Annotated in this window: 12 protein-coding genes; 8 read left to right on the top strand and 4 right to left on the bottom strand. The window is 48.9% G+C overall.

The window, feature by feature from the left end:
• From GOU96_RS14450 to lolE, 3 genes are all read left to right on the top strand, one after another.
• Positions 1-652: FtsX-like permease family protein (locus GOU96_RS14450; protein ID WP_324701987.1), on the top strand; the 652-nt coding region annotated here is incomplete at its 5' end.
• Positions 645-1,331 (top strand): lipoprotein-releasing ABC transporter ATP-binding protein LolD, encoded by a 687-nt coding sequence (gene lolD, locus GOU96_RS14445; RefSeq protein ID WP_001061290.1) that lies wholly within the window; start codon positions 645-647, stop codon positions 1,329-1,331. The genes GOU96_RS14450 and lolD, both read left to right, overlap by 8 nt.
• The gene (gene lolE / locus GOU96_RS14440; RefSeq protein ID WP_000493013.1) at positions 1,332-2,576 is read left to right on the top strand and encodes a lipoprotein-releasing ABC transporter permease subunit LolE; all 1,245 of its coding nucleotides are present in this window, start codon (positions 1,332-1,334) and stop codon (positions 2,574-2,576) included.
• A 114-nt stretch (positions 2,577-2,690) separates the two neighbouring features.
• Here lolE and GOU96_RS14435 read toward each other — a convergent pair whose 3' ends face one another.
• Entirely contained in the window at positions 2,691-3,221 is a 531-nt protein-coding gene (locus GOU96_RS14435; protein ID WP_001881633.1) for a DUF2062 domain-containing protein, read from the bottom strand.
• 8 nt (positions 3,222-3,229) lie between these two features.
• Between GOU96_RS14435 and GOU96_RS14430 the strand changes: the two genes are divergently transcribed.
• Genes GOU96_RS14430 through kdsB form a run of 5 tightly spaced genes read left to right on the top strand, consistent with a single transcriptional unit; the run spans position 3,230 to position 9,180 of the window.
• Entirely contained in the window at positions 3,230-5,473 is a 2,244-nt protein-coding gene (locus tag GOU96_RS14430; protein ID WP_267782618.1) for a DNA internalization-related competence protein ComEC/Rec2, read from the top strand.
• Positions 5,474-5,503: 30 nt separating this feature from the next.
• Positions 5,504-7,252 carry a lipid A ABC transporter ATP-binding protein/permease MsbA gene (gene msbA, locus GOU96_RS14425; protein WP_000052155.1) on the top strand — a complete coding sequence of 583 codons (1,749 nt, stop codon included), beginning with the start codon at positions 5,504-5,506 and terminating at the stop codon, positions 7,250-7,252.
• Positions 7,253-7,254: 2 nt separating this feature from the next.
• The gene (gene lpxK, locus GOU96_RS14420; RefSeq protein WP_267782611.1) at positions 7,255-8,262 is read left to right on the top strand and encodes a tetraacyldisaccharide 4'-kinase; all 1,008 of its coding nucleotides are present in this window, start codon (positions 7,255-7,257) and stop codon (positions 8,260-8,262) included.
• Positions 8,243-8,422: a Trm112 family protein gene (locus tag GOU96_RS14415; protein ID WP_000350068.1), complete on the top strand. Its 180-nt coding sequence runs from the start codon at positions 8,243-8,245 to the stop codon at positions 8,420-8,422. The genes lpxK and GOU96_RS14415 overlap by 20 nt, the downstream gene beginning before the upstream one ends.
• Positions 8,422-9,180, top strand: coding sequence for a 3-deoxy-manno-octulosonate cytidylyltransferase (kdsB, locus tag GOU96_RS14410; protein ID WP_267782608.1), 759 nt, complete (start codon positions 8,422-8,424; stop codon positions 9,178-9,180). The genes GOU96_RS14415 and kdsB overlap by 1 nt, the downstream gene beginning before the upstream one ends.
• Positions 9,181-9,299: 119 nt before the next feature.
• Here the strand turns inward: kdsB and GOU96_RS14405 are convergent, their stop codons facing one another.
• From GOU96_RS14405 to GOU96_RS14395, 3 genes are all read right to left on the bottom strand, one after another.
• The gene (locus GOU96_RS14405) at positions 9,300-10,850 is read right to left on the bottom strand and encodes a SpoVR family protein (protein ID WP_000208355.1); all 1,551 of its coding nucleotides are present in this window, start codon (positions 10,848-10,850) and stop codon (positions 9,300-9,302) included.
• Positions 10,851-10,862: 12 nt separating this feature from the next.
• Entirely contained in the window at positions 10,863-12,134 is a 1,272-nt protein-coding gene (locus tag GOU96_RS14400) for a YeaH/YhbH family protein (RefSeq protein WP_000046688.1), read from the bottom strand.
• A 143-nt stretch (positions 12,135-12,277) separates the two neighbouring features.
• Positions 12,278-14,212, bottom strand: coding sequence for a PrkA family serine protein kinase (locus GOU96_RS14395; protein WP_000021516.1), 1,935 nt, complete (start codon positions 14,210-14,212; stop codon positions 12,278-12,280).
• Positions 14,213-14,419 lie beyond the last annotated feature (207 nt).

Raw genomic sequence — 14,419 nt, 5'->3', positions numbered from 1 at the left:
GGTAGCGGGAATTTTTAATACGGGCTCGGATGTGGATGGGCAACTCATGGTGACCCATCTGCGCGATGCGGCCAAGCTATTGCGCTATGATGTGCAGACCATTTCAGGTTGGCGGCTATTTTTTGATGACCCGTTTGTGGTCAGTCAGCTTGCCGAACAGCCATTGCCGCAAGATTGGCAATGGAGCGACTGGCGTGAGCAGCGCGGTGAACTGTTTCAAGCGGTACGTATGGAAAAGAACATGATGGGGCTGATGCTCGGACTTATCGTTGGGGTGGCTGCGTTTAATATTATTTCTGCGCTGATCATGGTGGTGATGGAGAAGCAGGCTGAGGTGGCGATTTTAAAAACTCAAGGCATGCAGTCACAACATGTGCTGGCGATTTTTATGGTACAAGGCGCCAGCAGTGGTGTGATTGGCGCGCTGGTTGGTGGTTTACTTGGTGTGCTGTTGGCGGCCAATTTAAATAGCCTGATGGAAGCCTTAGGTGTTGCCCTTTTTTCGGTGGGTGGCAGTTTGCCAGTGGCGATTGATCCGCTGCAGATTGTCCTCGTTATTGTTCTTGCGATTGTATTAAGTCTGTTGGCAACGCTGTTTCCAGCCTATCGCGCATCTTCTGTTCAACCCGCTGAGGCGTTACGTTATGAATAACCTTTTACGTTGTCATCAGGTTTGCAAAACCTATCAAGAAGGGGAGTTGCAAACTCAGGTTCTTAAAGGGGTGAGTTTTGAGCTAAAACGCGGTGAGTTGGTCTCAATCATCGGCTCTTCTGGCTCAGGCAAAAGTACCTTGCTGCATATTTTGGGTGCACTGGATGACGCCAGTGAAGGGCAAGTGGAGTTTCTTGGCCAGTCTTTGCATCAGTTAAGTTCGAATAAGCAAGCGAAGATCCGCAATCAGCACTTAGGATTTGTTTATCAGTTTCACCATTTGCTGGCGGATTTTTCTGCTTTAGAAAATGTGGCGATGCCGCTCTTGATTGGTGGCATGAATGTGGCGAAAGCCAAAGCGAAGGCGCAGAGCCTGCTTGAGCGAGTGGGCTTAGGCCATCGCGTGGCGCATCGTCCATCGGAATTATCTGGCGGCGAAAGACAGCGCGTCGCCATTGCTCGCGCGTTAGTCAATAAGCCGGATTTAGTGCTGGCCGATGAACCGACGGGCAATCTGGACCATAAAACGGCGCTGTCGATTTACGATTTGATGCGTGAGTTGAACCGCGAATCCGGTACCGCCTTTTTAGTGGTCACTCACGATGGCGAGTTGGCGGCGAAAATGGATCGTCACATGCACATGAAAGATGGGCTGCTAACCGATATCACGGGGGCTTAAGTGTTTTCCTCTCTCGCTCTGTTTATTGGCGGACGCTTTAGTCGCGCTAAACAACGCAACAAAATGGTGTCGTTTATTTCGCTGTCGTCCACGATTGGGATTGCGGTTGGGGTGGCGGTGATCATCATCGGCCTTTCGGCGATGAATGGTTTTGAGCGTGAATTGCAAACCCGTGTTCTGTCCGTTATCCCACATGGGGAATTTGAGGGCGTGCGCGGACCTGTCGAACGCTGGCCTGATTTAATGGCGCAAGCCGCGCGTCACCCACAAATTGTTGCGGCAGCGCCGTATGTGAAGATCACAGCACTTGCCGAAAGTGGCACTCAGCTTAAAGCGATTGAGGTGCGTGGTGTGGATCCGCAGCGTGAACAAGCCGTATCTCGCTTGTCGCAGTTTATTACCGCACAGGCGTGGCAAGAGTTTCGCCCCGGCCAGCAGCAGGTGATTTTAGGCCAAGGCGTTGCGGAGAAATTAGGCGTGCAGGTTGGTGATTTCATTACCTTGATGATCCCAAGTGCCACCAGTGGTGACAAGGTGCAAGCACCGAAGCGGGTCCGTGTGAAAGTCAGCGGCTTATTGGCACTGAACGGGCAGATTGATCACAGCTTAGCGCTACTGCCGCTAGAAGATGCCCAAGCTTACGCTCACTTAGGCAGTGGTGTTACCGGTATCTCTGTTAAGGTGGCTGATGTGCTGCAAGCCACGCAGATCGTACGTGATGTGGGCAATCAACTGAGCGAATACGTCTATCTGCACAGTTGGCAGCAAAAGTACGGTTTTTTGTATCGCGATATTCAGTTGGTGCGCACCATTATGTATTTAGTAATGGTTCTGGTGATTGGGGTCGCGAGCTTTAACATCGTCTCGACTCTGATGATGGCGGTAAAAGATCGCGCAGGCGAAATCGCTATATTGCGCACTATGGGCGCGACCGATGGCTTGATCAAACGTATTTTCGTCTGGCAAGGCGTGTTTTCTGGGGTTCTGGGTAGTGTGGTCGGCAGTGTATTGGGTGTGGTTGTCGCCTTTAATTTAACGCCTTTGATCAAAGGGTTAGAGCATCTGATCGGACATCAGTTTTTATCCGGTGATATCTATTTCGTTGATTTTCTTCCTTCACAGGTGGAGTGGGCAGATGTAGTGCTGGTTTCAGGGACGGCGATTGTGCTCAGTTTGCTGGCGACTTGGTACCCCGCGCGGCGCGCAAGCCGACTCAATCCTGCGCAAGTGTTGAGTAGTAAATAACACCAAACAAAAAAGGACCTTCGGGTCCTTTTGTCATTCTGAGTAAACAGAGTTTGCATTGTTTAAGCTGCGCTTGTTCGCAACTCTCTTGCAATCGTGAGTGCACAAGATGCGTTAAGGCAGATTCTCCGGCATTTTACTGGTGCGACGTTTTTGCCAACTGCGCACAACAGAGTAACGCCACAAACCGCGAATCCCAAAGTAACCAATTAACGATGCCAACACCGCGCAAACTGCGCAGCCGAGTAAGAACGGTGGTCCAATGGTGCTCATTTGATTGAGTAAAAATTCCCAAGTCAGCTCAAAATGGAAGGATTGAGCGGGAGTTCCCATCAACCATGCGCCGAGCTTGTATGTGAAATAGAAGATGACAGGCATAGTGATCGGGTTGGTGATCCACACTAAGGCGATGGAGAGTGGCAGATTGACCCCCAGTACGATGGCGAGACCGGCAGCCATGATCATTTGGCTGGGCAGTGGTACAAAGGCCATAAACAGCCCTACCGCAAACGCGCCAGCGGCAGAGCGGCGGTTTAAGCACCATAGGTTTGGGTTATACAGCACATTACCAAACACGCGCAGCGCTTTTTGGCGTTTGATCACATCGTGGTCAGGCATAAACCGTTTAATGAATTTTCTTGGCATACGGGATTATGACTCTCTTGTCGAATTACTGGTCTCTCATTTCTTTTTCGATCACCGTGCTGTCTGCCCCTTATTGGCCTTGGATGCCGAGTTGGGGTTGGGCTTGGTTATGCCTTATTGTTAAGGTTTTGCTCGGTTATCACCGAGTTGGCCGTCAATTCCTTGGCTTCGTGGCTGCCATACTAACCATTGTGCTACAGGGCAACCTTATACGAGATCAATCCAATGTGCTCTATCAAGCAGGGCCGGATATTATCATAAAAGGCCGTGTTGACAGCTTTTTTACGCAAACTCGTTACGCTTATGAGGGTTTTGTCCTCATTCATGAAGTGAATGGACAAACCTTAAACAAAATGACTCGCCCTCGCATACGTTTAAGTGCCCCTTTACTGTTACAACCCAATGACCGCGTCGAATTTTCGGTAACTCTCAAGCCGATAGTAGGTCGACTCAACCAAACCGGCTTTGATTTAGAAGCGCATTACATGGCGCAATCTGTCGTCGCACGGGCGGTCGTAAAACCTGACACCGCTTATCAAATTGTGCAAGAGAGTGGCATAAGGTCAAGTTTGTTTTTTGAGCTGGAACAATTAACGCATACCAGCCCATACCAAGGATTGATCTTAGCCCTGACGTTTGGCGAGCGAAAAGGTATTGATGAGCAAGAGTGGCAAGCCTTACGCAATAGTGGCTTAATTCATTTAGTGGCGATTTCGGGGCTGCACATTGGTATCGCTTTTAGCGTGGGTTATTTTTTCGGGCTCGGCATGATGCGTCTTCATGCTCAGTTATTGTGGTCCCCTTTTGTGTGTGGGGCTTTACTGGCGGTGCTCTACGCTTGGCTGGCCGGATTTACGTTGCCTACTCAGCGTGCATTGATCATGTGCTTACTCAATGTGGCGTTGGTCATGTTGGCTTTTCCTCTTTCTGCACTCAAGCGGATTCTACTCTCCTTAGCCGCGGTCTTGCTTTGGTCGCCATTCGCCTCACTTTCAAACAGTTTCTGGATGTCGTTTTTGGCGGTCGCGATTGTTCTCTACCAATTAGCCAGTCAAAGCCAGCGTCAGGTGTGGTGGAAAGCTCTGCTTTGGGCGCAGGTGTTTCTCGTCTGTTTAATGGCGCCGGTCACGGCCTATTTTTTCGGTGGCTTAAGCGTAACGGCAGTTCTGTACAATTTGGTGTTTATTCCTTGGTTTTCGTTGGTGATTGTCCCAGCTTTGTTTTTGGGTCTATTACTCATGGTGGTATGGCCTAGTGTGGCCGCCGCTTACTGGCCTTGGGTGGATTGGACGTTTTTACCGCTCGATTGGGCTTTGCAGTTTGCCGATGTAGGCTGGTGGGTGGTCCCCAGCAAAGTACAAGGTGTGGTCGCAGCGAGTGTGGCCATACTCTTACTTTATCGATTTATGAACTTAAAAGCCTGCAGCTTATTATTGGGTATGATGGGCTTATGGTGGTGGTTTCCCTGCCTCACTCCACTTTGGCGAATGGATGTGCTGGATGTTGGACATGGCTTGGCGATTGTGATTGAGCAAGATGAGCGAGCAATTGTCTACGATACAGGCAGCAGTTGGCCGGGAGGCAGTTATGTGCAAAGCGTGATTGAGCCTATTCTCCAACAGCGAGGGCTACGCCAAGTCGATGGAGTGATTTTAAGTCATCTTGATAATGATCATGCGGGTGATTGGCAAGGTTTAGCTGAGCGCTGGCAACCCAATTGGATTCGTGCCAGCCAACTCGGGACAGAGTTTATGCCTTGTATCCGTGGTGAAAGCTGGCAGTGGCAATCTCTCCATTTTACGGTGTTATGGCCACCACAAGCGGTTAGCCGAGCGTACAACCAGCATTCGTGTGTGATTCGTATGACTGATACTCAGTCTAAGCATTCTGTACTGCTCTCCGGGGATGTCACAGCCATGGGGGAGTGGCTGCTTGCTCGCGACGGAGCGCAACTGCAAAGTGAGGTGATGATCGTGCCGCACCACGGCAGTAAAACATCGTCCACCGCAGAGTTTATTGCCCAAGTGAATCCCAAACTTGCGATTGCTTCTGTGGCGAAAGATAACCGCTGGAATTTGCCTAATCCGCAAGTCGTGGCACGTTATCAAGCTCAGCAAGTTGAGTGGCTAGATACTGGACAAGCTGGGCAAATTAGCCTCTTTTTCTATCCAGATCAGCTGGATTGGTTTACCCAGCGTAGCCTTGGCTGGCAGCCTTGGTATAGGCAGATGCTGCGTAAAGGAGTAGAATGAGCGCAATTTTATAATCAGAAAAGCTTCTTTATGTCATTGCACTCTGACGAATCTAACTGGCAGACCTTTAAGCGTCTGTGGACTTATATCCGCTTATACAAAGCGGGCTTGGTGGTTTCAACTATAGCCTTAGTTATTAATGCCGCTGCTGATACTTATATGATTTCTTTACTAAAACCTTTATTGGATGAAGGTTTTGGTAATGCGGAATCCAACTTCCTGCGCATTCTGCCGTTTATGATTTTAGGGCTTATGTTTGTGCGTGGTTTAAGTGGATTTGCCTCTTCTTACTGTTTGAGCTGGGTGTCCGGCAATGTAGTGATGCAGATGCGTCGCCGTCTGTTTAACCATTTTATGCACATGCCAGTTCGTTTTTTCGACCAAGAGTCAACGGGCGGCTTATTATCGCGCATCACATACGACTCAGAACAAGTGGCTGGCGCAACCAGCCGCGCGTTAGTCAGTATTGTACGTGAAGGGGCGAGCATTATTGGCTTGCTCACCTTGATGTTTTGGAATAGCTGGCAACTCTCTTTGGTACTGATTGTCGTCGCACCAGTGGTGGCTTTTGCGATTAGCTTTGTTTCTAAGCGTTTTCGTAAGATTTCGCGCAACATGCAGACGGCTATGGGGCATGTGACTTCATCGGCAGAGCAGATGCTCAAGGGCCATAAAGTGGTACTGAGCTACGGCGGTCAAGAGGTCGAACGCAAACGCTTTGACAAAGTCAGTAACAGCATGCGCCAACAAACCATGAAGCTGGTATCGGCACAGTCGATTGCAGACCCGGTGATTCAAATGATTGCCTCACTTGCCCTGTTTGCGGTGCTCTTTTTAGCCAGTGTCGATTCGATTCGCGCTGAGTTGACTCCAGGTACATTTACTGTGGTGTTCTCAGCCATGTTTGGCCTAATGCGCCCACTTAAAGCCTTGACCAGTGTAACGTCGGAGTTTCAGCGTGGTATGGCCGCTTGCCAGACCTTGTTTGGTTTGATGGATCTCGAAACCGAGCGCGATAATGGCAAATATGAGGCAGAGCGTGTCAACGGTGAAGTGGAAGTGAAAGACGTAACTTTCACCTACCAAGGCAAAGAAAAACCAGCGTTATCCCATGTTTCGTTCTCGATTCCGCAAGGGAAAACGGTCGCTCTGGTTGGTCGTTCTGGCTCAGGTAAATCGACCATCGCTAATCTGTTTACTCGTTTCTATGATGTCGACAGTGGGTCGATCTGTCTTGATGGGCACGATGTGCGTGATTACAAGCTGACCAATCTGCGTCGTCACTTTGCCTTGGTTTCGCAAAACGTACATCTGTTTAACGACACCATCGCCAATAACATCGCTTACGCTGCCGAAGGTGAATACACCCGCGAGCAGATTGAGCAAGCCGCACGTCAAGCCCATGCGATGGAGTTTATTGAAAACATGCCGCAAGGTTTGGATACCGTGATCGGTGAGAATGGCACCAGTTTATCCGGCGGTCAGCGTCAGCGAGTGGCGATTGCTCGCGCATTGCTGCGCGATGCGCCTGTGCTGATCCTTGATGAAGCGACGTCGGCACTGGATACTGAATCGGAGCGTGCCATTCAAGCGGCGTTAGATGAGCTGCAGAAAAACAAAACCGTGCTGGTGATTGCGCACCGTTTATCTACCATCGAACAAGCAGATGAAATTCTTGTGGTTGATGAAGGTGAAATCATTGAGCGTGGTCGCCATGCTGATCTGTTGGCGCAAGATGGCGCATACGCTCAGCTGCATCGCATCCAGTTTGGTGAATAGTGGTGATAGAAAAGATCTGGTTTCACCGCCATCCATTGAGTTATTTGTTATGGCCACTGTTGTGGCCATTCAGCGTACTGTTTGGTGTCATCAGCCGCTCACGATGTCACGCTTACCAAACGGCGAAGAAACCCTCCTATCGTGCACCCTTACCCGTGGTCGTGGTGGGTAACATTACGGCCGGTGGTAATGGCAAAACCCCTGTTGTGGTTTGGCTGGTGGAAACGCTGCAAAACCTTGGCTATCGTCCGGGGGTCGTTTCACGTGGTTATGGCGCTAAAGCGCCCAGCTATCCGCTGGTGGTGAATGAGCAAACCCCGGCTCAGCATTGCGGTGATGAGCCGAAACTCATTTTTCAGCGTACCAAAGCGCCTGTAGCGGTCGATCCTGTACGCAGCCAAGCGGTAAAAGCGCTGCTTGAACACGGGGTCAATATCATCGTTACGGATGATGGCTTGCAGCACTATGCGCTGCAGCGCGATATTGAAATTGCAGTAGTGGATGGCGTTCGCCGTTTCGGTAACCAGCAATTGATCCCTTTAGGTCCTCTGCGTGAACCTGTCAGCCGACTCGATGAAGTCGATTTCATTATCACCAATGGCGGTGTGGCGCAGAGCAATGAAATCGCAATGCGTCTGCAACCGACGGATGCGGTGAATCTTAAGACGGGTGAACGCTGTGCGGTGAGTAAGCTCACTCGCTTATGTGCGTTGGCTGGGATTGGCCATCCTTCCCGATTTTTTAATACTTTGCGTGAACTCAATGCCGATTTAGTTCATTGCCAAGGTTTTGCCGATCATCAAGCCTTTGATGCTGCTCAGTTAAATCAACTGGCGCAGCAAGGCGATCATCTGATCATGACAGAAAAAGATGCCGTAAAATGCGCTGAGTTTGCCCAGCCCAATTGGTGGTATCTGCCCGTTTCGGCTCAGTTTGCTCCAGAAGCGGAGCAGCGTATTGTGGACAAAATTAAAGAGGTAATGGAACCGTATGGATCACCGTCTGCTTGAAATCGTCGCTTGCCCAGTGTGTAAAGGTAAGCTGACTTACGATAAAGATCGCCAAGAGCTGATTTGTAAGCTGGATCGTCTGGCTTATCCCATCAAAGAAGGCATTCCTGTGCTTTTAGAGCCGGAAGCTCGCAGCATGAGCATGGATGAGGGACGCTAATGTCATTTACTGTCGTGATCCCTGCGCGTTACCAATCCACGCGCTTACCGGGTAAGCCTCTCGCCGACATTGGCGGCAAGCTAATGATTCAGTGGGTATATGAGCAAGCCATGCAAGCGGGAGCCGACCGCGTGATCATTGCAACCGACGATGAGCGTGTTGAACAAGCGGTTCAAGCTTTCGGTGGTGTGGTGTGTATGACTTCGCCGAATCATCAATCTGGCACCGAACGTCTGGCGGAAGTGGTGGCGAAAATGGCGATTCCCGCCGATCACATTGTGGTGAATGTGCAGGGTGATGAGCCTTTGATTCCACCGGCGATTATCCGCCAAGTGGCGGATAACTTAGCGGCATGCAGCGCGCCGATGGCAACGTTGGCGGTGGAAATTGAAGATGAAGCGGAAGTGTTCAACCCGAATGCGGTGAAAGTGATCACCGATAAAAACGGTTATGCGCTGTACTTCAGTCGTGCCACGATTCCTTGGGATCGTGATAACTTCGCTAAAGCGGATAAAGCTATCGTTCAGCCTTTGCTACGCCATATCGGCATCTATGCCTACCGCGCAGGCTTTATCAATACCTATCTGGATTGGCAGCCAAGCCAGCTTGAAAAGATTGAATGTTTAGAGCAACTTCGTGTGTTGTGGCATGGTGAGAAAATCCATGTTGCGGTTGCGTTAGAAGCACCGCCAGCAGGGGTGGACACGCCGGAAGATTTGGAAGTGGTGCGACGCATCGTGGCTGAGCGTGCGCAGTAGTTATCTTTAAGCTAAGTAGAAAAAAGCAGCTAAGCAGAAAAAATAGCTAAGCAGAAAAAAGCTCCTTTGCAGGAGCTTTTTTATTAAGTGTTAGGGATGTTGTATTGCAGCCCCAGTACTTAGATTCGACTTTCCGAGTCGTTCTTTTTGGGGCAGGTTGCGAGGATCTCTCTTCTTCCTGTGTCTTTGACCTCCTCCAGTTTGACTTCAAAACCCCATAGACGGTGCAAGTGTTTCAGCACCTCCTCATAGCTTGGATCTAACGGAATACGATCGTGTGGTACATACTGCAAGGTTAACGAACGGTCGCCTCGAACATCAACGCTATACACTTGAATGTTGGGTTCAAGATTACTGAGATTGTATTGCGCCGCGAGTTTCTCGCGGATTTGTTGATATCCGAGATCATCGTGAATAGCACTGATTTCAATGTGATTTTTTCTATCATCATCGCAGATCGCAAAGAACTTAAAGTCGCGGATCAGCTTAGGTGACAGATATTGGCTGATAAAGCTCTCATCTTTAAAGTTGCGCATCGCAAAATGAAGCGCATCTAACCAGTTTGCGCCGGCCAACTCTGGGAACCACTCTTTATCTTCCTCGGTCGGCTCTTCGCAGATCCGCTTAATATCACGGAACATGGCAAAACCGAGTGCATAAGGGTTAATGCCACTGAAATAACGGCTGTTGTAGGGCGGCTGTGCCACAACGCTGGTGTGACTGTGCAAAAACTCCAGCATGAACTTGTCGCTGAGTAAGCCTTCATCATAAAGATGGTTGAGTATGGTGTAGTGCCAAAACGTCGCCCATCCTTCGTTCATGACTTGCGTCTGCTTTTGTGGATAAAAATACTGGCTGACTTTACGCACAATACGCACGATTTCACGTTGCCAAGGCTCCAGCAAAGGGGCGTGTTTCTCAATAAAATAGAGAATGTTTTCTTGTGGTTCACTTGGGAAGCGGCGCTGCTTCTCTTGCTCTACGGCCTTTTTCGGCACGGTTCGCCATAAGGCATTCACTTGTGATTGCAGATAAGCTTCGCGCTCTTCTTGACGCGCTTTTTCTTCGGCAATCGAGATTTTTTCGGGGCGTTTATAACGGTCAACCCCGTAATTCATTAAGGCATGACAAGAGTCGAGTAACTTTTCCACTTCGTTCACGCCAAATTTCTGTTCACACTCAGCAATGTAGTTTTTGGCAAACAGCAGGTAATCGATGATCGAGCTGGCATCTGTCCAGGTTTGGAATAGATAGTTACCTTTGAAGAAGGAATTGTGGCCGTAACAGGCATGCGCCATCACCAGGGCTTGCATGGTTACGGTGTTTTCTTCCATTAGATAGGCGATACAAGGATCGGAGTTAATCACAATTTCGTATGCCAACCCCATCTGACCATGTTTGTAGGTTTGCTCGGTTTGAATGAATTTTTTACCAAACGACCAATGGTTGTAGTTGATTGGCATGCCGATGCTGGAATAGGCATCCATCATCTGCTCTGAGGTGATGATCTCAATCTGGTTTGGGTAAGTGTCCAAACGATAAAGCTCTGCCACGCGACGGATTTCTTGATGGTAGCGCTCGATCAGTTCAAACGTCCAATCTGGGCCATCGGGCAGTCGCTTACTGTTCGTTGCTTTACGCTTAGGTGCGGCTTTGGCTTTGGTAGTCATCTCACAATCTCCCTACGCATTTTCCTTTTGGAACAGCTCCCTAAACACAGGGAAAATATCTTCAACACTGCGGATGTTCTTCATCGCGAAGTTATCGAAGGAGGCCTGTAATTTTTCATATTCGTGCCACAACGTTTGGTGTGAGCGACGCGTGATTTCGATATAGGCATAGTATTGGCAATAGGGCAGCAGCTTGTTAGAGAGTAACTCTTTGCAGCGCGGTGAATCGTCTGCCCAGTTATCCCCATCAGAAGCTTGTGCGCCATAAATGTTCCACTCACCCAGTGGGTAGCGAGCTTCAATGATTTCATGCATCAGCTTGAGCGCACTGGACACTATGGTGCCGCCGGTTTCTTGCGAGTAGAAGAAGTCGTGCTCATTCACTTCTTTAGCTTGGGTATGGTGGCGAATAAATACCACTTCCACGTTTTCATAAGTGCGAGTTAAGAACAGGTACAGCAGTACATAAAAGCGTTTTGCAATATCCTTGGTCGCTTGATCCATCGAGCCTGACACGTCCATCAGACAGAACATTACCGCCTGACTGGAGGGAATCGGGCGCTTTTCGTAGTTTTTGAAGCGCAAATCAAAGGTATCGATAAAGGGCACGCTATCGATTTTATTGCGTAGCTCCTCAATCTCTTGCTTGATGCGCATCTCTTCCATGATTTGTGGTGGTTCGCTGCGCTGAATACGTTCGAGTTCCTCTTCCAACTCACTCATCAAACGGCGTTTACCAGCGGTCATCGCCGTACGGCGCGCTAAAGATTGTTGCAGTGAACGCACCACAGAAATATTGGAGGGCACACCTGAGGTTTGAAAACCCGCACGATGGGTTTTCCATTCGGTGATTTTGTTAACTTGGTTTTTCTTGAGATTGGGTAGCGCCAAATCTTCAAACAGAATATCGAGGTATTCATCTTTGGAAATTTGGAATACGAAATCATCGCTGCCTTCACCATCGGCGCTGGCCTCACCTTCACCTGAGCCGCCGCTGCCTTGGCCACCTTTAGGGCGATCGATTTTATCGCCACGAATAAACTGGTCATTGCCCGGATGCACACGTTCACGCACGCCGCCTTTGCCTTGATGAAACATCGGCTCTTTAATGTCACGAGTTGGAATGGAAACATCTTCTCCAGACTCGGTATTAGTGATTGAGCGGCGGTTAACGGCATCCGCAACCGACTCTTTAATCTGCTCTTTGTAACGGCGTAAAAAGCGTTGTCGGTTGACGGTACTTTTATTTTTGCCGTTTAGCCTTCTGTCGATAAATTGCGCCATGAGCCTCTCCCTAATGACATCACCTCAAACTCGAATCGAGTTTGTTGAGGGGGTGACCTACAGCCCAACAGCGATTCTGTGGGGTAGGTAACACCGTAGGTGGCGGTAGTTGCACTACCGCCGACCATTACACGGCATACACACTATGAGGATTTACGTACTCGCAAGTACCACTCAGACAGCAAGCGGACTTGTTTTTCGGTGTACCCTTTTTCCATCATACGAGCGACGAAGTCATCGTGTTTCTTCTGATCGTCGGATGAGGTCTTAGCGTTGAAGGAGATGACTGGAAGCAGATCTTCAGTATTGGAGAACATCTTTTTCTCAATCACAGTGCGCAATTTCTCGTAGCTGGTCCACACTGGGTTTTGCCCATTGTTGTTGGCACGGGCACGCAGTACGAAGTTAACGATTTCATTACGGAAATCTTTTGGATTGCTGATCCCCGCGGTTTTCTCAATTTTCTCCAGTTCACTGTTGAGTGCAGAGCGGTCAAACAGTTGGCCCGTTTCTGGATCGCGATACTCTTGATCTTGAATCCAGAAGTCGGCGTAGGTGACGTAGCGGTCAAAAATATTCTGACCGTACTCAGAGTAAGACTCTAAGTAAGCAGTTTGGATCTCTTTGCCAATGAATTCGACATAGCGCGGGATTAAATAGCCTTTGAGGAACTCATTGTAGCGATCCGCCGTTTCTTGTGGGAACTGCTCACGCTCGACTTGCTGTTCGATAACGTAGAACAGATGTACTGGGTTCGCGGCGACTTCGGAGTGATCGAAGTTGAACACGCGAGAGAGAATTTTGAACGCGAAGCGGGTGGAAAGCCCAGACATGCCTTCGTCAACGCCTGCGTAATCACGGTACTCTTGATAGCTTTTGGCTTTTGGATCGGTATCTTTGAGCGTTTCACCATCATAGACGCGCATTTTTGAGAACAGGGAAGAGTTCTCTGGCACTTTCAGGCGTGACAATACGCTAAATTGCGCCAGCAGATCGAGTGTGCTTGGGGCACAAGGGGCCTTGGAGAGCTCACTGTGATCCAGCAGTTTTTGGTAGATTTTGACTTCTTCTGAAACGCGCAGACAGTAAGGCACTTTGACAATATAAACCCGGTCTAGGAACGCTTCGTTGTTTTTGTTGTTACGGAAAGTCTGCCACTCGGATTCGTTGGAGTGAGCGAGGATCATGCCATCAAATGGTAACGCAGAAAGCCCTTCAGTACCGTTATAGTTACCCTCTTGGGTGGCCGTTAACAGTGGGTGTAGCACTTTAATCGGTGCTTTGAACATTTCCACGAATTCCATTAAACCTTGGTTGGCTCGGCATAGCGCACCGGAGTAGCTGTAGGCATCTGGGTCATCTTGTGAAAAGTGTTCGAGTTTACGAATATCGACTTTACCGACCAGAGACGAAATATCTTGGTTGTTTTCATCACCCGGCTCGGTTTTAGCGACCGCGATTTGATCCAAAATGGATGGACGTACTTTCACTACTTTGAATTTAGTGATGTCACCACCAAATTCATGCAGGCGTTTGGCAGCCCAAGGTGACATGATGGAACGCAAGTAACGACGATCAATGCCATATTCTTGTTTGAGCAGTTCACCATCCTCATTCACATCAAATAGACAGAAGGGGTGGTCGTTAACAGGACTGCGTTGACCATTGGCTGATAACACATAAATTGGCATTTGTTGCATTAAGGCTTTGAGCTTTTCTGCCAGTGATGATTTACCTCCGCCCACAGGGCCAAGTAAATAGAGAATCTGTTTGCGCTCTTCCAAGCCTTGCGCAGCATGCTTGAGGTAAGCGACGATCTGTTCTATGGCTTCTTCCATGCCATAAAAATCTTCGAAAGTTTTATAACGAGCAATCACTCGGTTGGAAAAAATACGGCTAAGGCGCGAGTGTTTGGATGTATCAATCATCTCGGGTTCGCCGATAGCCAGCAACAAGCGCTCCGCGGCATTGGCATAAGCACTTTTGTTTTCTTTACACAGAGCCAGAAAGTCCTGAATGGACAGCTCTTCATCCTTGGCGGCTTCATAGCGTGCCTGAAAGTGTTCAAAAATACTCATAGTTGTTTCCCCTTTGAAAATGTCATGACGACATACAACCGCTGTATACAAATCCCTAACAATTTAAGCCTAGTCTGTAATCTACTCTTTTGCTTAAAAATTATGGTTTTATTTCAAAATCGTGATTTCGAGTAAGCCGATAAGTCAAAGCGGCGAAGAGGAATCGGTGTGATGGGAAAATCGCAAAATAAAAGCTGGCCTAGAGCC

Origin of the sequence: Vibrio sp. R-1 (assembly GCF_035615595.1) — a bacterium.
In the GTDB taxonomy this organism is placed as follows: Bacteria; Pseudomonadota; Gammaproteobacteria; order Enterobacterales; family Vibrionaceae; genus Vibrio; species Vibrio cholerae.
Note: the sequence above shows the minus strand (reverse complement) of the source record. Positions and strands in the feature narration are given on the sequence as shown.